A 22947-nucleotide genomic window follows, 5' to 3' on the forward strand; every position below is an offset into this window, starting at 1 on the left:
AGTATGAAGAAAATGCAACAGATCATAACGAAAAGTCTGCAGGACATGCTCTCTAAGGATGTCATCCTATTTGTCATCAAAATAGGATTTATTTCATTCGCCGTTACACTGCTGTTCGCATGGAGTATGTGGGGTCTAGTAACCAATATCATTGCTTCCTATCTTTCATGGATCCCATGGACATGGGTACAAACATCAGGCGCATCTATAGCAACCTTTTCCTTTACCTATATGCTTTTTATCATCATAGTTGCATTGCTTACCTCACTTTACAGTGAAAAATTACTTATCGCCTTAGCCAAAAAACGTTATCCTGATGTTCCTGTAGTCGGCAGTGCAAATATCACTACTTCTATCCTCTTAACCCTGAAAGCCAGTATCGTTTTTCTACTGCTTTTCATCATCACACTGCCTTTACTTTTTATACCCCTGTTTGGTCAGGTACTGATACTCTACTTGTGGTCTATCCTACTGAAGGAACCTACTATTTATGATGTAGGGGCACTCTTCATCAATGACAAAAAAACACTCAAAGAAAAAAAGAAAAAAACAAGGGTTTTGGCTATGATAGCTGCACTCTTTAACTATATTCCCTTAGTCAATATCTTTGCCCCTGTATTTGCTCAGATACTGTTTTTGCACCATATACTAGGAAAAGAAAAATAGAGTTTATTCACTCTTTTTTTCTTTTTTCACCCTTCTCTCTTTCTTACTGGAGACGGAAAAACGTAATAACTCATCTGCACTCTTTACATACTCTGGCAGTGTTTCTAAACTTTTTTCCATTACCTTCGCAGCACATACAGCATCACTGAAAGCACGATGATGCGTAGCCGTTTCTATCTCTAAAAAATCTATAAGATAGGCAAGCCCATAACGTTCGCTCTCAAAGGTACGTCTAGCAAGATCGATCGTACAGAGTTTAGGGTTACCTATATGTCCCAAGCCAAACCTGTCAAAAGAGGCATTCAAAAAACTATAATCAAAATTTGCATTATGTGCGACAAACACAGCATCACCCATAAAATGGCGTAAGGCTGTTAACGCCTCTTTTCTTGTGGGTGCACCTATAAGGTCCGTAGGTTCTATGCCTGTGATCTTGGTAATATATTCTGGTAAAAAAGCACATTCGACAAAGGTTTCAAAACGGTCTATCACTTCCCCATTTTGCAACATCACTGCACCGATCTCTATGACTTGAGAAGTACCGGGCTTAGATCCGTTAGTTTCTATGTCTATGACACAATAACGCTGTTCTTTATGTGAAGTAAAACATGTCTCAAGTCTATAGTGTTCTTCATTTGATTGGGTGATAGGATAGCCTGAAGCTTGAAGAAGAATGAAGATCGTTTCAGGATCTTCCAATAGTGTGGTATGCTTTGTAACGATATGTCTGTATTGTTCTTCATGCAGCACTCCCTCATTTTTGCGAAATGCTGTGGTGAGTTCTTCAAAGACTTTTTGCATTGGCTATAAATTGCTGCACTTTTTTAGGATCTTTTTTCCCTTTAATGGATTCTACGCCGGAACTTACATCCACACCATAAAAACCAAGTTGTTTGACTTGGGCCAGATTTTCAGGAGTCAAGCCCCCTGCCAAAACGATCTTAGAACAGTCTACACCATTGAACCATTCAAGGTTCAGACGTTTTCCCGTACCGCCATACGCTTCACTGTATGCATCTACCAAACGATACCTGTCTTTAAATTTTGTTAAATCTTCCGGGCCTTTTGCACGTACTACAGGCAGTGTTTGTAAGCCGATGGCAGCCAAAGACTCTTCATCCACATCAAAATGGATCTGTGCGCGTGAAATATCAGAGTATCTACACACTGTATCTATCGTCTCCACACCTTCATTGACAAAAAGCCCTACTCTTTCCACAAACGGGGGGAGTTGATCAATGATTCTTTTCGCTGCTGCAGGTGTAATGTAGCGTGGTGATTTATTATAAAAAACAAAACCCAATGCATCAGCTCCACACTCTACAGCATGTAAAGCATCTTTTAAATTGGTAATTCCACAAATCTTTACACGCATAATATCTTCCCCTTACTTTAATGCAGAAATTGCTTTTTCTATGCCATCTGGATGCTTATAGACGAACGAGCCAGCCACAACAACATCAACACCTGCTGCCTCCAGCTCTTTGACATTTTCATCATTCACTCCACCATCTACTTCTATCAGACATTTTGGATTTCGCTTCTCTATCAGTGCTTTTAAACGCTGTGCTTTCTCTAAAACCGAAGAAATGAATTTTTGTCCGCCATAACCTGGATTCACACTCATAAGAAGGACCATATCGACCTCTTCAATTAAAAATTCTATCGCTTCAATCGGTGTATGTGGATTCAGTGTGATTGCAGGACGTATACCCAATCCACGTATTTTTTGTATGAGTCGATGAGGATGTTTCTCTTCTTCGATATGAAATGATATAAATTCTGGTTTCAAAGGGGCAAAAAGGTCAACAAAAAATGTGTTGTTCTCTACCATAAGGTGTATATCCAAAGGTTTGGTTGCCACTTGAGCTACTGCTTCCACAACAACAGGTCCTATGGTAAGGTTTGGTACATAATGCCCATCCATCACATCTACATGTACAAGATCACAACCACCTTCACAAATGGCTGCAACATCATGAGCCAAATGTCCAAAATCAGCTGAAAGTATACTTGGGGCTACTAACATAAATATCCTCTTGTGTTATTTTAATTTATTATAGCAAAATCAAACTTTTGACCTTGCGCCATACGCATACGATTTACGAAAGAATAATATTCGCCACACTCTCATGAGAGTGCTGCTTTCGGGTTTGTTTTCTCTTTTCATGCAAAACTTCTGCAAAACTTCAAGGAGAGCGACAAACATCTTAAGCAAATTTTATGCTCAAATTGTCTATAATCCCACAAAATATTCATCGTTTTACACTGAACTTGTAAAAAAGTGTAACCGGGATGATCAACTTAAAGGACATACTATGGCAAGAAGATGTGACATTACGGGTAAAGGCCCATTAACAGGAAACAACGTTTCTCACGCAAACAACAAAACAAAAAGAAGACAACTTCCAAACTTAAGATCTGTGAAGATCACACTTGAAGATGGAACAAGTAAAAGAGTTAAAGTTGCTGCTTCTACACTTAGAACCATGAAAAAACGTGCTGCTCAAGCTGCAACAGCTGAGTAAGTCCCTACTTTTGGGACTCGGCTTTGAAAGCCATACAAAACCTTAAAAAGTTTCTCGGTTGGAGAAGCGCACCCAAACCTCATATTACACTAAATGACGAGTATTATGGTCATTTAGCCCCTTTTAGACTACCCCTTATACTTACTGTCATTGTTATGCTTATCGGCACAATGGGATATATGGTCATTGACGGTTTCCCGCTTATGGATGCCATTTACCAAACAGGTATAACATTTACGACCGTAGGTTTCGGAGAGATACAACCTATTTCTGATACAGGACGTATTTTCACTATCACCCTTATTATCTTTGGCTTTGTTGTCTTTTCTATCGCCGTGGGTATTATTGCAGAAGTCGTCAAAAAAGGTGAATTTCAAAAAACAGCTAAGGAGCGTAAAATGCTTTACGAAATTGCTAGACTTAAACACCATTTTGTTGTCTGTTATCATAATGAATTTACGATACAGGTGACCAAACAACTTCGTGCCAACCACATCCCTTTTGTGGTTGTGGACCCTAGAGAAGATATGGAAGAGATAGCAAAAAAATACCATTACCCTTACTTTGTAACAGCAGAACCCCATACAGAAGAAGGTATCTTAAAGTCGCATCTCTCTTCAGCAAAAGGTGTCATTACCCTCGCAGATAACGTAGCAGACAATATTGCAACTATCGCATCTGCCAGACTCTATGAATCAGAGATACACCGTGGGAAAAAATTCCTTATCATTGCCAATGCCAAAAGCAATGAAGATGATCAAAAACTGCTTAAACTTGGGGCTGACAAGGTAGTCACGGCAACAAAACTTATGGCACAACGTATCAATGCTATGGCGGCACGTCCAGACATGGAAAACCTTCTCCAAGAGTTTCTTTATAAAAAAGATACCCCGCTTGATATGGAAGAGGCAAAGATCTTTAAAACATCATGGCTTGCACTCAAAAAGATAAAAACTGCACGTTTTAGAGACGTCGCAAATGTGACTGTTATCGGTATACGTCACAAAGATGGTAAATTTATTCCTATGCCTAAAGGTGATACGATCATCATGCCGCAGTCTAAGCTTTTACTTATCGGTACCGGTGAAGGTATCGCTAAAGCTAAAAAGATCATGCGTAAAAAAGAAAAACCTGAGGAACTTAAATATGTTTAAACTTATTCCACTTGAAAATGGTCTGAACAATGTACAAGGCTTCTTCTGTGGTGCAACCAATGTGGGGATGAGAACAAACCCTGCCAACTCTGGTAACAGTGATATAGATGGTGATGTTGCGTTCATACGAAGTGAACAACCTTGTGACATTTCCGCTGTATTTACAAGCAATACATTTCAAGCTGCACCTATCAAACATTTTCAAAAATATCCTAAAGATTTTCAAACCGACTTTGTTCTCATCAATGCCAAAAATGCCAATGCCATGACAGGTGAAAAAGGCATAGAAGATATAGAATCCATACTATCTACACTCACCACCAAACAAAATGTACTGAACCCTGTGATGAGTTCTACGGGTGTCATAGGATACCGTTTGCCTGTAGATAAAATCACCTCTGCTTTTGATGCACTTGATTTCAATGCTTCAAATTCACATCAAGCAGCCCGTGCCATAATGACGACAGACAGCTTTAAAAAAGAGTTGGCGTATAAAGTAGAACTTGAAGACGGCAACACATTTAATATTGCAGCCATCTGTAAAGGTGCCGGCATGATAAACCCTGCTATGGCTACCATGCTCTGTTTTGTCATTACCGATGCCAACATCCCCAAGTCTGATATGGATGCACTGCTCACAGAAGCCACAGAAAGTTCATTTAACCGTATCTCTGTGGATGGTGACACCTCTACGAATGATACGGTCATGCTGCTTGCAAACAAACAAAGTGCAAAGTACGATAAAGAAGCCTTTGCTGGAGCCCTCAATAAGATCATGTTCGAACTGGCAATGCTTATACTCAAAGATGGGGAAGGTGCGAACAAACTGGTAGCCTTTGAAGTCAAGGGAGCCAAAAGTGAAGAAGATGCGAAGAAAGCAAGTATGGCTTTAAGTAACTCTCTTCTGGTAAAAACTGCGCTCTTTGGAGAAGATCCAAACTGGGGACGTATCGCTTCCACCATAGGTGCATCCGGTATAGCCTGTGATGATGAAACACTTACCATACATTATGATGACCTTCTTATCTACTCTAGTGAATTTAGAGAATTAGACAAAGAACGTGAAAACAAAGCATACAAGATCATGAAACAAGAGCATTTTAAAGTGACTTGTGACATTGGCTTAGGTGATGCAAATTATACTTCATATGGCTGTGACCTGAGTTACGAATATGTAAAAATAAATGCAGAATACCGAACGTAAAAAGTTTTCATTTTAACTTTTTCCCAACACAAAAAAGTTATAATATAGAAATCTTAATACTAGGAATGAACATGTTACACGAATACAGAGATGAAATACACGAACTTAAACAAAGCAATGCACACTTTGCAAATATCTTTGATAAGCACAATGCACTTGATAAACAAGTAGAAGATGCAGAAGCGGGTCGTACTGTTTTAACGGATGTAGAGCTTGAAACACTTAAGAAAGAAAAACTTCTTTTAAAAGACGAAGCTTATAAAATGATCTTAGACTATAAAAAAGCGTAAGCTTAATCGTAGTCTTCAATCTCCCATGGGCTCTTGCCCATATATTAACCTTCTTACCCTATAATATCTTGAATCACAGCATAGGAATACCCATGAAATTATTACCCTTCATACTTATGACCCTGTTTACAACAACGATCCATGCTGCAGAAGCCGGACAAGAGAAACAGACCCATGAAAATACAGCGCATACTGCACCTCAAGCCATCTACTATGGCAAAGTATTAGAGATACAAGGTGTCAGAGGATACAAATATCTTAAAGTAGATGAAAATGGTACCCAACATTGGGTTGCCATAGCCAATGCACCAGTTTCGGTGGGTGACAGGATCGGCTATGATAAAAGAACCATTATGCATGACTTTGAAAGTAAATCTCTAGGTAAAACATTTAAAGAGATTATCTTTGCCTCAGATGTCTATCTTTCTCAAAAAGTACAAAAACCTCAAAGTATGAAAGATATATTGGGGCTTGGCAATAAAGATCCGCACAAAGGCATGGGAGTAGACACGTCACCAGAAGATGAGGGAAAACCTACAAAACCTTTCATGAAAAAAGATACTTATACGGTTGAAGAGGTACATATGTGGAGAAAGAGTCTGGAAGGTCAGACCATCTCTCTAGAAGGTACAGTCTTTAAAGTCTCTCATCAGATCATGAAACGTGACTGGGTTCACTTAGGTGATGGCACAGGCATCGAGAAAGAACTTACCGATGACCTGGTATTTACCGCTGCTTCAACCGATATCAAAGCTGGGGACAAGGTCATTGCCAAAGGTAAAGTCATTGTCAACAAAAATTTTGGATATGGCTACTTCTATAAAGTACTTATCCAGGATGCTACATTTGAGGTCAAATAATATGGCAGCTTTTAAGAGTATCGAAGCATTCCCAGAGGCGCTTTTAGAAACACTGAATACACTGAACTTCACAACGATGACTGAAATACAGGAAAAGGCCATCAGCCCTATTCTGGAAGGTAAAGACATCTTAGCGCAATCCAAGACAGGTTCGGGGAAAACATTGGCCTTTGGATTACCCTGTGTGGTACATACAGATACCAACACCTATAAACCACAAACCATCATCATTACCCCTACTCGTGAACTGGCAGATCAAATAGCTGTTGAACTGAGAAAAGTTGCAGCCTATAAGGCTAACCTCAAAATACTCACACTCTATGGGGGTGTACCACTTCGTACTCAAGCCGAATCACTTGCAAAAGGGGCACATATACTCATCGGTACACCTGGACGTATACAAGACCACTTGGCTAAAGAAACACTGGTACTTGACAGTATCAAAACACTGGTACTTGATGAAGCAGATCGTATGCTGGATATGGGTTTTTATGATGAGATAGTCAAAATAGGTTCCAACATGCCACGTACTAAACAAACCCTGCTCTTCTCAGCGACATTCCCGGATAAAATAGAAAAGCTTGCTAAAGCACTATTGAAACAGCCCATTACCATCAAAGTAGACACGGTTCAAGAGAGCGATAAGATAGATGAAATAGTCTATGAGACATCTGATAAATTGAAGACTCTTACAGCCCTGATCCAATCCTATAAACCAGAGTCACTGCTTATTTTTTGTAATACCAAAGCAGAAGTTATCTCACTCACTGATACTTTACATCAACGTGGGCATTCTGCCATCGACATCCATGGTGACCTTGAACAAAGAGATCGCAACGAATCAGTGATCGCTTTTTCCAATGGTTCCAAACGCATTATGGTAGCTACAGATGTAGCTTCAAGAGGTTTGGATATCAAAGACATTGAACTGGTCATTAACTATGATCTGCCTTTTGACCAAGAAGTCTATACTCACCGTATCGGTCGTACAGGACGTGCAGATGCCAAAGGTACTGCTATATCCCTCTATGGTCCAAGAGACAGTGAGAAATGCGCTTACATTACTTCCGCAGCACGTAAAGGAGAGATGAAAGATTTACGTGTAGACGCGACTTTTAAAATGGTCTCTAAGTATGATACACTTTGTATTAACGGCGGTAAAAAAACCAAACTTCGTGCGGGAGATATACTCGGTACTTTATGTAAAGAGATAGACATTGACCCCAAAATGATAGGAAAGATAAATATCACAGATACGAAATCTTATGTTGCGCTACATCATACTGTAACGGACAAAGTATTTAAAGCATTAAAGAAAACACCGATCAAAAAGAAAAAATATGTCACCTGGATATTGAACTAATCTTCTAATATCTTTTGTCTTCTTTTGTGTCTTACTATATAGAAAAGTGTGATCAATACTACACAAAATAGCGCGATCAATGTAGCAGAGTGAAGATACTCAGAGATAAGCGCTTCATTTGAGCCCAGAAGATACCCTAAGGCCACCAGAACGATCACCCAGATACCTGCACCCAAACCTGAATAAAAAGCAAATTTAGCCATATGCATACGTGCAAGTCCGGCAGGAAGAGAAATGAGTTGTCGTATCCCCGGAATAAGTCTTCCATTGAAAGTGGAGAGTTCCCCATGTTTGATGAAAAAAGTTTCAAGTCTGTCTAACGTTTCTTCTTTAATCAAAAAGTATCTGCCATAGCGCAAAATGAATTTTCTTCCAAAGTGCATCGCCAGATAGTAGTTAAAAAGTGCCCCTGCCACAGACCCTACTATACCTGCTAAAACAACCATATAAAGATTCATTTCACCTTTGAATGCTAAATATCCAGCAGGTATCATGACAATTTCACTGGGAAAAGGGAAAAAGGTACTCTCAAGAAACATGAGAAGAAAGATACCCCAGTAGCCCATATCACCAATGTAACTTACAATGGTTTGGGCTATCTCGTGTATCATAAAAAGGGGTTAGTCACTATTCGCTATATGCGCCAACGGCGGTAAGTCTTTTATACCGCTGATCAAGCATTTCATCTTCAGAAAGTTCTCTCAGTGCTTGTACACTCTCCAGGAAATACTTTTTAAGTGCATCTGCTGCTGTTTCTTTATCGCGATGCGCACCTATCAGAGGCTCATCAAGTACATCATCTATCAAACCATGTTCAAGTAGATAATTTGGTGTGATCTTCAATGCTTTCGTCGCAGCTTCTACTTTGCTTGGGTCATTCCATAAGATCGCAGAACACCCTTCAGGTGAAATCACGGCAAATACAGAGTAACGCATCATGGCAAGTTTATCTGCAACACCGATAGCAAGTGCTCCACCTGAACCACCTTCACCTATCACAACAGAAACCATGGGTACTTTCACAGAAGCAAATTCAAAGAGATTTTTAGCAATAGCCTCACTCTGACCTCTCTCTTCTGCCCCAAGTCCAGGGTATGCACCCGGAGTGTCAATGAGCATCAGTACAGGAATGTCGAACTTTTCTGCCATTTTGACTGCACGAAGTGCTTTTCTATACCCTTCAGGGTTTGGCATACCAAAGTTTCTTTTGATCTTATTTTTAACACCACGTCCCTTTTGTTCACCGATGAGCATCGTCTTCTGACCATTGATCCAACCAATGTAACATAAAATAGCCGGGTCATCTCTAAATGCACGATCACCGTGAATTTCATACGCATCATCCATTAAAAGTCTTATGTAGTCTAATGCATAAGGTCTATCCGGGTGACGGGCAAGCTGAAGTTTTTGAAAGTCAGTCAGTGAACTAAAAGTTTTTTGTACTTCTTTATCCAACTCATCTTGATACTTATTTACAGCCTCGAAATTTCCTATGGCATGAGCCGATACGATCTCTTCCTGTATCGATTCAATTTTACTTTCAAAGTCTAAATAAGTTGCCATACATGAATCCTTATATTTTCTTAAAGATAACTACGCCGTTTGTCCCACCAAAACCAAATGAATTACTCATAACAATATTTACATCTGCTTTTCTCGCTTCATTAGGTACATAATCCAAATCACAGTTTTCATCCGGCGTTGTATAATTGATCGTCGGAGGAAGTACGCCATCTCTCATAGCCATAAGAGATACTACTGCTTCTATAGCACCTGCAGCACCAAGACAGTGACCCACTTGACCCTTGATAGAACTTACCGGAGGACAATTCTCTTTACCACCAAACAATTCTTTAAGCGCTGCTGTTTCATTTTTATCATTGATCGGTGTGGATGTACCATGTGCATTGACATAGTCTACTTTTGGCTCACCTGCCATCTTATAAGCACCCTTCATCGCTCGAAGAGGCCCATCCATAGTCGGTGTAGTAATATGATTTGCATCACCACTTTCACCAAATCCGATCAGTTCACCATAGATCGTTGCACCTCTTGCAACAGCATCTTCATAAGTCTCTAATACCAGTGCTGCTGCACCTTCACCCATTACAAAACCATCACGATCAGTATCAAATGGTCTAGACGCAGTTTGAGGATCATCATTTCTTGTAGAAAGTGCTTTCATTGCAGCAAATCCACCAATACCTACTTCACAAATAGCAGATTCTGCACCAACGACCAACATTTTATCTGCAGTACCAACCATAATGGACTTTGCAGCCTCACCAATAGCATGTGTACCTGCAGCACAAGCAGTTACTGAAGAAAGGTTTGGACCTTTAAGTCCTTGATAAATAGAGATAAATCCACCCAGCATATTGACAAGAGAAGAAGGAATGAAGAACGGAGAAATTCTTCTTGGTCCTCTTGTAGCACATACCACTGAGTTTTTTTCGATATTTGGTAATCCACCAATTCCTGAAGCAGAAGCCACACCGAATCTTTCCATATCTACATCTTCCGGAAGTTTAGCATCTTCCATAGCTTCCAAAGCAGCTTTAAGACCAAGCTGTATAAATCTGTCTGCTTTCTTTGCTTCTTTTGCATCAAGCACAGTGAGTGGGTCAAAGTCTGTTATTTCACCAGCGATGCTCACAGAATGCTTTTCTGTATCAAATAACTCGATATTCTTGATACCGCATTTCCCTTCTACGATCGCTGAAAATGCACTTTCTTTATCTAGTCCTAGAGAATTTATCATTCCTAAACCTGTAACTACAACTCTTTTCACTGGCTCTCCTATTCCACTTTATATAAAATATATATGAGTATTTCAAAAAATATTCATATATATTTTATCAAATCCCCCGAGGGGAACTTAACTTATACGTTTTCGATAAATTTGATAGCGTCAGCTACAGTTGCAATTGCTTCTGCTTGATCATCAGGAATTTCGATATCGAATTTCTCTTCAAGTGCCATTACCAATTCAACAACATCAAGACTATCAGCCCCAAGATCTTCTACGAATTTTGACTCTTCTTTTACCTCATCCGGGCTCACGTTTAGTTGTTCAACAACTACTTCTTTTACATCATCAAATAATGCCATTGACTTTCTCCTTAGGTTTGTTAAAAATACGGGTAATTATAACAAAAAAAGTATAAAAAGCTTATATTTTTGATGAAATAGCTATTTGTAAAGTCGTAAAGTTGATTTTTTACTTGTGTAGTGGGAAGAGAAAGGCACATCTCTTCCCGGTAGTATTAGGTTAAAATTTGTATTTTATGTTCGTATAAAAATAACGTCCAGGTTCATTCAGTAGCATCACATCACCTGTTGTACCTGTAGAAAGTAGCGTTAAGTCTTTGTAAGTGTTCGATACTGCATAGGTTTTGTCAAGTACATTATCTACCCCTACAGTAAGTTCAAAGTTTTTACCAAATTCTTTAGTTCCTTTCAAATTCACTACTGCATAGGCATCCAATTCTTGTTCACCATTATCAAAGTCATAATCAGACCAAGTGTCTGAAGCGATCACTTCTGCTTTTAGCTTCAATGTATCATCATAATCATAGTTCACAGCAGCATTGAATTTAAATGGTGGTATTTCTGGCATGTCACTATCAGGCTGAGTTGTTGTTACATCTTCTTTCTTGCCTCTTTGATACGCCATACCGTAATCAAAATAGAGTGCATCTGTTGCTATATAGCTACCGCTGAGTTCAAAACCGTAGATAGTTGCATCTAGATTTTCAAAACTTTTCGAGATATCACTATAGGCAATGAAATTGTCTAGTCTAGAATAGAATGCTTTTATTTTAACCGTTGCATTTTCATATTGTTTTTCTGCCCCTATATCAAACTCATCATTCACTGTATTTTGTAAGTTATCTGTTCCAATAACCTTTCCTTTGCTGCTTATGAAGTAAAGTTCTCTGGCATCAGGCACTCTAGATGATCTACCCACTCCAGCAAAATATTTTGTACTCTCATTTGCCTGGTATGTTCCAAATATATAACCAGTTAATTCATTATAGCTATTGTCTTGTTGCGCAGTGTTATTATTTGTAATTTCTGTATCATCATAACGAAGTGCCATATCTACTTCAAATTTATCTAATGCTATTTTATCTTTGATGAAAACACCCATATTCTTGGTATCTGCATCATCAATACTTTTTGGGAATGTCATCATCGGATTATTATCCATATAGTATCTACCATCCCAGTTTCTTTTACTATAATCTAATCCGGCTGTAATGGTATGGTTATCCATGTCAAAACTGTTTTTCAGTTTTGCACCCTGCATCTTAGTGGTCAAGTGGGATGTCATAGCCTTATTTGAATCCCAAATACCATCTTTCATACTTGCAGAGGCATTTGAATCAGCCATAACTCTATATCTGGTGGTCATAGGGTGATCTACCTCAGACTGATAAACTTGTAAGTTCAACTCTTTCGAGTACTTACTAAGATCTTTAGCTATATATTCTGCATTATAAATATCTGAATCATCATACAAAGCATCCATTTTAGAAGAGGGATAAAGTACATCATTACTTCTGTTGGCCGTGTAGCTCAGTCTTAATTCTTGATTGTCCGCGATATCCCAGAAAAGTTTTGCCATAAATGTCTTTTTAGTATACGCATCCATATCTTGGTATGCAGGCTGATATCGTGTGCCCATAGGAATTGAAGCCTCTTCCATCTGCTCTACAAAGTCATTTCCCTCACCATCTTCATATTGTTCACTTGTTTCAGTTGAACCAGAAAGTAAAACTCTTACTTTGCCTGTTCCCCCGCTCAAAGCAAAGGCACCTTTTTGATATCCCCAGCTTCCTAAACCTAAGTTCAACTCTCCTGCAAACGCTTCTTCTGGTTTAATGGTATGAATCTTCACATCCCCACTGAGTGAACCAAAATCTTCGACATTAAACGGACCTTCATTGATCTCAATATAATCCACATTGTTCGTCAAAATATGAGAAACTGGAGGATCCATTCTATTTGGACAAGCACCATAGACTTTCGCTCCGTCTATCGTTATGTTGATATTGTCTTTTTTTTGTCCCCTTAAAATAATATCATTTGCAATACCTGACCTTCTTCCAAGTGAAACACTTGCTGACTGTTTGAACAGTGCTTCTGCCAAATCTGCTGATTTTATATCTTCTCCACTAACATCTTTAACCACTTCTGTATCTACTTTCGTAGCTACGTTTATCGTTTCTAGCTCTACTTCGGCAGCATTCATCCATAATGAACATGCCAAAGAGAGGTAAATTCCCTTTTTCATAGTACTCTCCTAAATAATTTGAGTTATAGTGTCATAATTGTGTTAATTAAGTGTTAAATTTATCTAAGTTGATAGCGAAGTGTGATATTAATACTCTTTGGTAGTGAAATAGGTGCATTTTTCACATTGACGGGGAAAGCACTTTCAACAGCATTGCGTGCAGACCGGTGAAATACTTTAGGTCCACTTACAGAGATATTTCCTACATTTCCATCGCTCAAAATAGTGAATTCAACCTTGACCGTACCTTGCATACCTCTTTTTTGTGCAATACGAGGATAAGACTTGTGCTTATTTATTTTAGCCCTGATATTTGCAAGAAATTGATTTTTTTGAGCAGGACTGATGTTTGATCCTCTGGAAGATGCTTTTTGGCTTCGTTTCTTTTTCTTAGCAGTTTTCTTTCTAACTTTTTTCTTAGCTTTGGTTTTTGACTTTTTCTTGACTTCCTTTACGATCGGTTTAGGTATCACTTTTTGTACTACAGGTTCAGGAATAAGTTCTTTTTTGACTTCAGGCTCTTCTTCTGGGATAGGTTCTTTAATGATCTCAGGTTCAACAACAGGCTTTTCATCAACGATAGGTTCTTCTTCAACGATAGGTTTCTCTATCTCTTTTACCTCTTCTATCTTCTCTTGCTCCACCTGTTCTACGGAAGTAACAACTTCAGATTGAAAAGAACACAGACAAAGCTGCGTCGTTCTCTCTTCTGTGTTTTTTGTTGACACAAGATAACGATTTTGTGCATAAAAGAACAAACTTATCATGAAAAGATATACAATTGAAGTGCTAAAATAAGAGATAAAATGACGATGTTTTAGCAAGTTTATCATAGAAAAGTCTTTTTTGGGATGTATTATGGCGGAAAAACGTTAAGGAAGTGTTAAAAAGAACAGAAGGACTTTGTATTTAAAAGGGGGAGTATAAATACAAGACACCTTCTGCGCTTCACTTATTTCGACGTGAAAGAATTATGACACAGAAGTGTTAATTTAGTGTTAAGTAAAATGGATACTTTGTATTACTTTGAATTTGGGTACTCAGGATGACAATATTCAGTGCCAAGTGAACAACAACCATCAGCAACATTTTGATTTTTAAGCCCTTTATCAAATGACCAGTAATGATTATAGCTACCATCACGTAAGAAATTAAATACTGTAACAATATCTGTTGCACCTTCAGACTCTGCTAATGCAATATCACGGTTCAAATCATTTACATCTACTACTTCAATAATACATCCTACTTTCAACGCATCTATCTCAGATGTAGAACCTTGTGCAACAAGATCATCATAAAGTTTTTGTATGACTGCAATGTCATATGTTCCTGCTTCCATATCTTCTATACTCGAGTTCATATAGCCTAATGGCGGTAGATCAATATTGGTAAAATTCACATCATCACTCAATTTATATTTTTGAATAAGCTCTTGTACTGCGGTGATATGTTGATATTCTCCATTGGTAGCAATTTTTGTAAATTGTTCTGTTCCATATTGTGCATACAATACATTATAGACATCATAGGCAAGTCTTTCTTCATTTCCCATATACGCAAGTGTATCAGTTAACTCTTGAGACAATTTTGAAACAGGTGCATCTATCGCAATTTCTACTTCTATAGGTAGTTCAGATGTTTCTACCACACTAGAAGATCCACCTCCACAACCAACTACACTAAAAACTGTACTGACAACCCACAAACTTTTTACTAAACTTCTTTTCATCAATCCATACCTTTTACTTTTTACATAACTATAGTAAAGAAGTGTTAAGTAAGTGTGAAATTTATATAAAAAATAATATAACCTAATATTATGAAGTGGCGTGTACCTTGGACATATTTAAACTCACATGGGTTCCAACACCTTTTTCCGACTTAAAATGGATATCTATACCCTCTTCATCACAATAGGCTTTGACCAAAGCAAGTCCTATGCCTTCTCCATCTTTTCTATCATCTGCCTGATAATAGCGTTCATGCATACGTAAAAGTTCTGTAGTCCCCATCCCCACACCTTCATCTTCCACATTTAGTATATTATTGTGCAATATCACACGTATAGGTGAATCCTTGGAGGAATACTTCATGGCATTGGAAACAATATTATCAAACATTTGTTCAAAGCCTATCTTGTCCACTTCTATCTCATAAGGTTCTAAAGTGAGTTCAAAAGGATTGCGCTGCTGTTCTTTAAATACTTCGATCCGTTCTTCTACCAAAGCTTGGAGGTCAAAACGTTCTTTTTCTATAGTATGCATCTCTTTATGAATGCTATAAACCAACTCATCATAGAGTTTTTTGAGTCTTACACTGGCATCTTCTATACGTTTGATACGCTTTAAAGATTTTTCATCTTCCATGGTTTTTTTTAACATGGCCGTATTGGCTTTGATCGTAGAAAGAGGAATATTAAGTTCATGAATAATGTCATTAGTAAGAGACGTAAGCGTATCTTCCATCTGTTTTTTAGGTGCAAAAATAAGCGTAGAGAGGACATACCCCCATCCTATAGCTACGAGTAAAACCAAAGCGCCCGCTATAAAAAAATTAATCTCAGTAAGATTCCAACTCCCTAAAAAACGAGATACTGCAGTAATCAGCGTAAACATGGTCACAAAGTAGATGACCGTACCAAAGATAATCTCTTTTTTACGACTCAGCATTTCACATCCTTTCATTTAGTGAAAAGATTGCATCAGGCTTTAGCCTAGAAGTTCCTCGCTTGTACTGAACTTCACATAAATCATTTAGTGATTTATTGCATTGTATTTTAATACTTATAATTCTTGTCATTTAATACTCATTTGGTAACCTACTCCACGTACATTCTGTATCTGCGTAGGGAAATATTTTTTAAGTTGCGCGATATACACTCTTAATGCCCCATCACTAGCTTCTTCTGAAGAACTCCAAAGACGTTCTTTTATTTGATCTAAAGGGACCACTCGTCCCTGGCCTTCTAACAAAGTAAGAAGAAGTTCGCTCCCTTTCATACTCAATTCCAATGCTTTATCGTTCTGATACAAGGTCTTTGTCAAGATATCGAACTGATAGGTATCTATCTGTACGATCTCACTACGTACCTGTCTGCGTAGTACAGCCTGCATACGCAAGAAAAGTTCATCCAGATCTACAGGCTTATGGATGTAATCATCCCCTCCTTTTTCAAAACCCTCTTTGAGTGATGCTTTGTCTTCTCTGGAGGTAATAAAGATACAAGGTGTATCATCCCCGCTTTGACGTAATTTTTCTAAAAGTTCAAAACCATTTTCATAGGGTAGGTTGACATCAAAAAGATAGAGGTCAAACACATGTTCATAGGTGAGATCAAGTGCACTATAAGGATCTAAAGCACAGTGTATGACATGCCCTTCTTCTTCTAAAAAGTCTTCCAGTGTCTCATTGAACAGTTTATCATCTTCTAATACCAGTATACGTGCCAATACTTTCTCTCTTTTTATTGTTTTATCCCATGATTATACCTCAAAATTATTTACATGATACGCCAATATCATGTTATAATCTGATATCATAGACTATATAGAGGATACATTGTTGAAACCCGATCATTCATTTTTAAAACAAAAAGAGGGCCAGATCCTGTTTCTGGGGCTTATGTTATTAGGTGGCTATTTCATCCTTGTATTACTTTGCGCTATTTTTTATTCAAATTATTTTCAAGAGCTGCTCAGTATTACGGTCACCAATATTATATTTGGTCGAATGGCCGGACTCTCCATAGGTGTCGCTTCACAAATGAATACTACCTTTCTTGTACTCTTCAACTTTTTTATTGAATCCATTATGGTACTCATTCTCTACCCGCTTTTTGTATTCAGCTGGAACAAACTTGACTTTGTTTCATACCCGCCACTTATCCGTTATCTAGAACGTTCTAAACTGAATGCACACAAATATGAGCCCCTGATTAAACGTTATGGTGTGATTGGACTGATTTTATTTGTATTGACACCCTTTGCAATGACTGGCCCTGTAGTAGGAAGTTTTGTAGGATTTTTGATCGGATTTCGTCATCGTGTGACTCTAGCTATTGTACTCTCCAGTACATTGATTGCTATTATTCTATGGATCTATTTAATTAAGAATTTTGAAGAAGAGCTGATTGCTTACAGTGACATGCTTATGATAGGTGTCTTCATAGCAATCGCTGTATTATTATTGTGGTATTTTGTCAAGAAAACTTTTCGTTAAAAAAGTTTTCTTGGCCATTACATGAACATCCCGCCGTTCACCTTGAGTGTCTCACCCGTGATGTAAGAAGAGTGGTCAGAGAGTAAAAAAGCTACGGCTTCAGCTACCTCTTTTGATTCACCGAATCTAGCCATCGGTATCTTTGCAGTGAAAGCATCTTTCACTTCATCTTTAAGCACATCTGTCATTTCTGTCGCGATGAAGCCTGGAGTGATCGTATTATAACGGATACTTCTAGGTGCTGCCTCTATCGCAAAACTTTTTGTCATCGCGATCGTTCCACCTTTACTTGCAGCATAGTTTGTCTGTCCCGCATTCCCAGTTTCCCCTACGATGGAAGAGATATTCACCACAGAACCAAAACGCTTTTTCCCCATCACTTTGAGTGCTTCACGACAGCCTATAAATGTTGAGGTTAAGTTTGCATTGATCACATCCATGAACTCTTCTGTTTTCATACGCATCGCCAGTTTATCTTTGGTAATACCTGCATTGTTCACAAGATACGAAAGCTCACCATCTGCTTCAACGATGCTCTTCACCGCTTCTACAAAGGCTTCATCATTACTTACATCAAAACCGATCACTTCAGCTTTACCGCCTTCAGCTTCTATAGCTGCCTTCACAGCATTTGCTTCAGCCTCTCCAGAACGATAATTGACCCATACTTTTAAACCGAAAGCCGCAAGACTTTTTGCTATCTCTGCTCCTATACCTCTACTTGCTCCTGTGACTAAGACATTATTACCCGTAAATTTCATTTTGACCCTTTTGTATTCTTTAATAAATTTAGTAAAATTAATAAAATTGTACCATTTTTTTATGGTACAATGGCAGAAAGGTCAAAATGATGGAAAAGAAAATTAAAAAATCAGTAGCTACTTTACTTGCACACATCATCAAAATGGATGATAGAGATATAGAAAAAGAAACACCGCTTTTCTGTAAATTTATGGAAATGGATTTTGATTGGGATGCGGAGGAAGCAAAAGAGTTTCTCAAACGAACGATAGAAGAAGGATATGATCTTGATGCACATATCGCTATCATCAATGAGGCTTTATGCGATGATAAACTTTCTAAAATGCATATCCTAGAGCAGCTTAATCATATTATCTATTCAGATACCATTACACCCAAAGACTACGAAGAGTTTGAAAAGATCAAAAAAGCCCTTTTCTCCTGCTGATCTAGAAATGTGTCTTAGATCAGTGGTGCATCCATCTCTTCAGGTATCTCCAATCCCATGAGTTGAAGTACCGTAGGTGCAACGTTATTGAGTCCACACCCCTCTTTCACTTCTGTTACGCCTTCAGCCATAACAAAACACCATACTTCACCTACCGTGTGATTGGTCAGTACATGTCCTTCACTATCCCGCATCTCTTCACAGTTTCCATGATCAGAAGTAAGTACCACCGCATAACCATCTTCTTTTGCCTTGTTAAATATCAAACCCAATTCCGTATCAACCGCAGTCACCGCTTGACGTGCTGCTCCATAGTTACCCGTATGACCTACCATATCTCCATTCGCAAAATTCACTACGATAAAATCATAAGATTCGTCCATAGCCGTACGTACAGCTTCACCTACCTGGGGTGCTGACATCTCTGGTTTCATATCATAGGTTTTCACATCTGGACTGGGAATAAGTACTCTGCTCTCTCCTATCATAGGCTCTTCTACACCGCCATTTAAGAAGAAGGTAACATGTGCATACTTTTCAGTCTCCGCCGTATGAAGTTGTCTCAGTCCTGCATCAGAGATCACTTCTGCCAATGTATGCTTCGGTGTCTCTTTAGGAAAAAGTATCGGGTACGGAAAATTTGCATCATACTTTGTCATCGTTGCGATATTGAGTGGTGTAGACTTACATGCGAACTCATCAAAATATTCATCTCCCAAAGCTGCTGTGATTTCCCGTACTCTATCTGAACGGAAATTCGTTATCAGTACCACATCATCTTCTTCCATACCTCCATACGCTCCAAAGGCAACAGGTTCCATAAATTCATCGGTTTCATTTTTTGCATAACTTGCATCAATATACGCTTCTGGGCTCAATGGTGTTGACGGTGTAGCCTCAGCAATAGCACGATACCCCTTTTCCACTCTCTCCCAACGGTTATCTCTGTCCATCGTAAAGAAACGGCCGCCTATACTCGCGATAGAGATATCTTCATCACAGATATCTTCTATTTGATCCACATAGGTTTTAGCTGAAGTAGGACTCACATCTCTACCATCTGTGATCAAATGCAAGAAAACTTTTTTCCCTCTGCTTTTTGCAAGTTTTGCCAAACCTATAGTATGTTCTATATGAGAGTGCACTCCCCCGTCACTCAGTAAACCTATCAAATGCACACGGTCACTTTTTTCCAAAATATCATTGAGTGCTTGATTCTGCTCTATACTTCCATCTTCAAGTGCCAAAGAGATCTTTACCAGGTCCTGATACAAAATACGGCCGGATCCTATGGTCATATGCCCAACTTCAGAGTTTCCCATTTGTCCCTCTGGTAGACCTACGCTCAAACCATGTGTAGAGATGAGTGCACTGGGTACTGTTTCAAAAAGTGTGTCATAAGTGGGTTTTGTGGCATCTTTAAATGCATTACACGTACTGTCAGGCTTACACCCAATGCCATCGGTGATGATTAAAACTGTTTTTTGTTTCATAGTCTTTTCTTTTCGTAGTATTTAATTGAAATAATAGTAAAATAAACTTTCTTAATTCTTTAATACAAAATTTTAAATGAAAGTTGCCCATGCTATACGAACTCTCCCAGCTCTTAGATATCAATCTTTTCGGATACATTTCAGTACGTGCAGGTATTGCATTTTTCCTCGCTTTTATGATGACACTGTTTATCATGCCAAAATACCTCGCCTGGGCTATCTCCAAAAATGCAAATCAACCTATCAGCAAATATGTCCCTGCACATGAAGGAAAAAGACATACACCAACCATGGGGGGCGCAGTATATCTCATCGCTACACTCTTGGCTGCTTTGCTTACGGTAGATCTATCCAACATCTATATACTGGGTGGATTTATCACCCTTATTGGCTTTGGTTTGGTGGGCTTTAAGGATGACCTGGGAAAAGTACTTGCAGGTGACAACCTTGAAGGACTTACACCTAGAGGCAAGATGGGATTACAGGCTCTCATTGCAGCACTTGCAACAGGACTGCTTCTTTACGGAGGCTTTCCAACAGAATTCTATGTACCATTTCTCAAAACACCTCTGTTTGACCTAGGGTTTGCAGCCATCCCTTTTTGGGTACTTGTCTTTCTCGCCACCACCAATGCCGTCAACCTAACCGATGGACTTGATGGTCTGGCAACGGTACCTTCGATCATTGCCTTGGTTTCACTTGGACTGATCATCTATGTCACAGGTCATGCCATCTTCAGTCAGTATCTGCTGGTTCCCAACATCAAAGGTGTGGGTGAAGTAATGATACTTGCTGCTGCGCTTATCGGTGGTTTGTTCGGGTTCTTATGGTACAACTGCTACCCTGCAGAGATCTTTATGGGAGATACAGGCAGCCTTGCTATCGGCGGTTTTTTAGCCTATCTTGCCATTTTAGGAAAAAGTGAAATCCTGCTTATCCTTATAGGTCTCATCTTTGTCATTGAAACCGTCTCTGTGATACTGCAGGTAGGAAGTTTTAAACTGCGCGGTAAACGTGTTTTCCTTATGGCGCCCATTCACCACCATTTTGAACTCAAAAAATGGGCTGAGAATAAGATCATCATACGTTTTTGGATGATCTCTTTCATTGCAAATGTACTTGCACTCATCTCCTTTAAGTTCAGATAATGATGGAACAGATAAAACCCACACTCTTTGGTTACGGACTCACCACCAAAGCCATCGCAAAGAAATTAGGTGGAGGATGTACTTTTTTTGATGACAATGTCACAGAAGCCTATACCGACGAAGCAGGTAATCATATATTTCCTTCCGCTCTTTTTGATCCTGAAAAAAGTCACTTGGAAGTCACCACACCCAGTCTCAAACCCGATCATCCGCTGATCACATCTGCAAAAAACCTGCTCAGCGAATATGATTACTTTGACAAAGAGATGCCTTTTAGCATCTGGATATCCGGAACCAACGGTAAAACAACGACCACACAGATGCTCACACACCTTTTGTCCAAACGTGGTGCACTCAGCGGAGGGAACATCGGTACACCTTTGGCAGAACTCGATACTAATGCCCCTATCTGGGTACTTGAAAGCTCATCCTTTGCGCTGCATCATACCAAGAAAGCATCACCTGACATTTATCTCTTGCTTCCTATCACTCCAGATCATCTGGACTGGCATGAAACACCGGAACAGTATGAGGCAGACAAACTCAGACCTCTGCTGACCATGAAAGAGGGGGAACTGGCACTGGTACCCAAAGGGTTGAACCTTCCAAAGACAAATGCCTATGTCGTTGAGTATGACAGTAACGAATTTGTCGAAGCCTATTTCAAACTAGACTGCACCCAGTTACGATTTAAAGCCGCCTTCTTACAGGATGCCCTTCTTGCGCTTGCTGTCACCAAAGTGCTTTTTGATGAAGCAGACTATGCGTTGATGAATACCTTTACACTTGATGCCCATAGACAAGAAGAACTTAAAGATGATCAAGGCAGACTCTGGATCAATGACTCCAAAGCAACCAATCTAGATGCCACCATACAGGCAGTCAAAGGCTATGCCGACAAGCACATCCATCTCATCTTGGGTGGGGATGACAAAGGAGTGGATCTGACACCGCTTTTTGAAGTCATGGAGCCACTTAACCTTACACTATATACTATAGGGGCAAATTCTGACAGACTTTTAGCCCTTGCAAAAACCTATAATGTTAATGCTATAGAATCACAAACCATTCAAAATGCTGTCAAGCAGATAGACAGAGTGCATACGCTAGAGAGCGTTGCCCTGTTGTCTCCTGCTGCTGCCAGTTTTGATCAGTTCAAATCTTACAAGCACAGAGGTGACACTTTTATGGAATTGGTAAAAGCATTAAAAAAATAATTTATTTTTTATTTTATTTGCTGTCTTTTAAGTTTGAGCTGTTATAATTCTATCCACTTAAACAGACATCCTGTCTTTAAGTTGGCTCCATAGCTCAGTTGGTAGAGCAAAGGATTGAAAATCCTTGTGTCGGCGGTTCGATTCCGTCTGGCGCCACCATTCCCTTCAATAATCATCCAAAAATATTCAAAATCATTAACCAAAACCTTGAAAACAACTGTTTTACTTAAAAAAACCGTTAAAAATGCCTTCAATCTTTACTTTCTTTATCATCTTATCACCTAAAATATACCGTATACAGGGACTTCTACACAA

Annotated in this window: 25 protein-coding genes and 1 tRNA gene; 12 read left to right on the forward strand and 14 right to left on the reverse strand. The window is 39.0% G+C overall.

What is annotated here, in order from left to right; translation table 11 throughout:
* The first annotated feature begins 3 nt into the window (after nt 1–3).
* On the forward strand, nt 4–666 hold the full coding sequence (locus LDM93_RS07555) for an EI24 domain-containing protein (RefSeq protein ID WP_223891723.1): 663 nt from the start codon (nt 4–6) through the stop codon (nt 664–666).
* 3 nt (nt 667–669) lie between these two features.
* Here LDM93_RS07555 and LDM93_RS07560 read toward each other — a convergent pair whose 3' ends face one another.
* The 3 genes from LDM93_RS07560 to rpe are packed head-to-tail and all read right to left on the reverse strand — an operon-like array spanning nt 670 to nt 2695.
* A complete protein-coding gene (locus LDM93_RS07560) occupies nt 670–1467 on the reverse strand; it encodes a 3'-5' exonuclease (protein ID WP_223891724.1) in 798 nt (265 codons plus the stop codon).
* Nucleotides 1451–2041 (reverse strand): phosphoribosylanthranilate isomerase, encoded by a 591-nt coding sequence (locus LDM93_RS07565; RefSeq protein WP_223891726.1) that lies wholly within the window; start codon nt 2039–2041, stop codon nt 1451–1453. Before LDM93_RS07565 ends, LDM93_RS07560 begins: the two co-directional genes overlap by 17 nt.
* Nucleotides 2042–2053: 12 nt before the next feature.
* Nucleotides 2054–2695 carry a ribulose-phosphate 3-epimerase gene (gene rpe, locus LDM93_RS07570; protein WP_223891728.1) on the reverse strand — a complete coding sequence of 214 codons (642 nt, stop codon included), beginning with the start codon at nt 2693–2695 and terminating at the stop codon, nt 2054–2056.
* A 289-nt stretch (nt 2696–2984) separates the two neighbouring features.
* Between rpe and rpmB the strand changes: the two genes are divergently transcribed.
* From rpmB to dbpA, 6 genes are all read left to right on the forward strand, one after another.
* The gene (gene rpmB / locus LDM93_RS07575) at nt 2985–3194 is read left to right on the forward strand and encodes a 50S ribosomal protein L28 (RefSeq protein ID WP_223891729.1); all 210 of its coding nucleotides are present in this window, start codon (nt 2985–2987) and stop codon (nt 3192–3194) included.
* 23 nt (nt 3195–3217) lie between these two features.
* Nucleotides 3218–4348 (forward strand): TrkA family potassium uptake protein, encoded by a 1131-nt coding sequence (locus tag LDM93_RS07580; RefSeq protein ID WP_223891732.1) that lies wholly within the window; start codon nt 3218–3220, stop codon nt 4346–4348.
* Entirely contained in the window at nt 4341–5552 is a 1212-nt protein-coding gene (gene argJ / locus LDM93_RS07585; RefSeq protein ID WP_223891733.1) for a bifunctional glutamate N-acetyltransferase/amino-acid acetyltransferase ArgJ, read from the forward strand. The genes LDM93_RS07580 and argJ overlap by 8 nt, the downstream gene beginning before the upstream one ends.
* Before the next feature lie 71 nt (nt 5553–5623).
* Complete coding sequence (locus tag LDM93_RS07590) at nt 5624–5842, forward strand: YdcH family protein (protein ID WP_223891734.1); 219 nt, start codon at nt 5624–5626, stop codon at nt 5840–5842.
* A 92-nt stretch (nt 5843–5934) separates the two neighbouring features.
* Nucleotides 5935–6702, forward strand: coding sequence for a hypothetical protein (locus LDM93_RS07595; RefSeq protein ID WP_223891738.1), 768 nt, complete (start codon nt 5935–5937; stop codon nt 6700–6702).
* Nucleotide 6703: 1 nt separating this feature from the next.
* A complete protein-coding gene (gene dbpA / locus LDM93_RS07600; protein ID WP_223891739.1) occupies nt 6704–8065 on the forward strand; it encodes an ATP-dependent RNA helicase DbpA in 1362 nt (453 codons plus the stop codon).
* On the opposite strand, the gene LDM93_RS07605 is transcribed toward dbpA, so the two are convergent.
* From LDM93_RS07605 to LDM93_RS07645, 9 genes are all read right to left on the reverse strand, one after another.
* Complete coding sequence (locus LDM93_RS07605; protein ID WP_223891744.1) at nt 8062–8676, reverse strand: DedA family protein; 615 nt, start codon at nt 8674–8676, stop codon at nt 8062–8064. The two genes, dbpA and LDM93_RS07605, sit on opposite strands and share 4 nt — an antisense overlap.
* Nucleotides 8677–8692: 16 nt before the next feature.
* Nucleotides 8693–9628, reverse strand: a complete 936-nt coding sequence (accA, locus tag LDM93_RS07610) for an acetyl-CoA carboxylase carboxyl transferase subunit alpha (protein ID WP_223891745.1) — start codon at nt 9626–9628, stop codon at nt 8693–8695.
* Between the two features lie 10 nt (nt 9629–9638).
* Nucleotides 9639–10856, reverse strand: a complete 1218-nt coding sequence (locus LDM93_RS07615) for a beta-ketoacyl-ACP synthase II (protein WP_223891746.1) — start codon at nt 10854–10856, stop codon at nt 9639–9641.
* A 92-nt stretch (nt 10857–10948) separates the two neighbouring features.
* Nucleotides 10949–11176: an acyl carrier protein gene (acpP, locus tag LDM93_RS07620; protein WP_008244620.1), complete on the reverse strand. Its 228-nt coding sequence runs from the start codon at nt 11174–11176 to the stop codon at nt 10949–10951.
* 160 nt (nt 11177–11336) lie between these two features.
* Complete coding sequence (locus LDM93_RS07625; RefSeq protein ID WP_223891748.1) at nt 11337–13364, reverse strand: TonB-dependent receptor; 2028 nt, start codon at nt 13362–13364, stop codon at nt 11337–11339.
* A 59-nt stretch (nt 13365–13423) separates the two neighbouring features.
* Entirely contained in the window at nt 13424–14131 is a 708-nt protein-coding gene (locus LDM93_RS07630) for an energy transducer TonB (RefSeq protein ID WP_223891750.1), read from the reverse strand.
* Nucleotides 14132–14385: 254 nt separating this feature from the next.
* On the reverse strand, nt 14386–15096 hold the full coding sequence (locus LDM93_RS07635) for a DUF2202 domain-containing protein (RefSeq protein ID WP_223891751.1): 711 nt from the start codon (nt 15094–15096) through the stop codon (nt 14386–14388).
* An 88-nt stretch (nt 15097–15184) separates the two neighbouring features.
* Complete coding sequence (locus LDM93_RS07640) at nt 15185–16036, reverse strand: HAMP domain-containing sensor histidine kinase (protein ID WP_223891753.1); 852 nt, start codon at nt 16034–16036, stop codon at nt 15185–15187.
* 126 nt (nt 16037–16162) lie between these two features.
* Nucleotides 16163–16816, reverse strand: coding sequence for a response regulator transcription factor (locus tag LDM93_RS07645; protein ID WP_223891754.1), 654 nt, complete (start codon nt 16814–16816; stop codon nt 16163–16165).
* Nucleotides 16817–16928: 112 nt separating this feature from the next.
* On the opposite strand from LDM93_RS07645, the gene LDM93_RS07650 reads away from it, so the two are divergent.
* A complete protein-coding gene (locus tag LDM93_RS07650) occupies nt 16929–17585 on the forward strand; it encodes a small multi-drug export protein (RefSeq protein ID WP_223891757.1) in 657 nt (218 codons plus the stop codon).
* 17 nt (nt 17586–17602) lie between these two features.
* On the opposite strand, the gene fabG is transcribed toward LDM93_RS07650, so the two are convergent.
* Nucleotides 17603–18346: a 3-oxoacyl-ACP reductase FabG gene (gene fabG, locus LDM93_RS07655; RefSeq protein WP_223891759.1), complete on the reverse strand. Its 744-nt coding sequence runs from the start codon at nt 18344–18346 to the stop codon at nt 17603–17605.
* An 89-nt stretch (nt 18347–18435) separates the two neighbouring features.
* Here fabG and LDM93_RS07660 point away from each other — a divergent pair, with 89 nt between their 5' ends.
* Nucleotides 18436–18774 carry a hypothetical protein gene (locus tag LDM93_RS07660; protein ID WP_223891760.1) on the forward strand — a complete coding sequence of 113 codons (339 nt, stop codon included), beginning with the start codon at nt 18436–18438 and terminating at the stop codon, nt 18772–18774.
* Between the two features lie 14 nt (nt 18775–18788).
* On the opposite strand, the gene gpmI is transcribed toward LDM93_RS07660, so the two are convergent.
* Nucleotides 18789–20267 (reverse strand): 2,3-bisphosphoglycerate-independent phosphoglycerate mutase, encoded by a 1479-nt coding sequence (gene gpmI, locus LDM93_RS07665; protein WP_223891761.1) that lies wholly within the window; start codon nt 20265–20267, stop codon nt 18789–18791.
* A gap of 89 nt (nt 20268–20356) precedes the next feature.
* Here gpmI and mraY point away from each other — a divergent pair, with 89 nt between their 5' ends.
* The 3 genes from mraY (at nt 20357) to LDM93_RS07680 (ending at nt 22791) form a co-directional block, all read left to right on the forward strand.
* On the forward strand, nt 20357–21415 hold the full coding sequence (gene mraY / locus LDM93_RS07670; RefSeq protein ID WP_223891762.1) for a phospho-N-acetylmuramoyl-pentapeptide-transferase: 1059 nt from the start codon (nt 20357–20359) through the stop codon (nt 21413–21415).
* A complete protein-coding gene (murD, locus tag LDM93_RS07675; RefSeq protein ID WP_223891764.1) occupies nt 21415–22632 on the forward strand; it encodes a UDP-N-acetylmuramoyl-L-alanine--D-glutamate ligase in 1218 nt (405 codons plus the stop codon). The genes mraY and murD overlap by 1 nt, the downstream gene beginning before the upstream one ends.
* A gap of 83 nt (nt 22633–22715) precedes the next feature.
* Nucleotides 22716–22791: transfer RNA gene (locus LDM93_RS07680), tRNA-Phe, on the forward strand.
* Nucleotides 22792–22947 lie beyond the last annotated feature (156 nt).

Origin of the sequence: Sulfurovum sp. TSL6, from assembly GCF_019972115.1 — a bacterium.
GTDB lineage: Bacteria > Campylobacterota > Campylobacteria > Campylobacterales > Sulfurovaceae > Sulfurovum.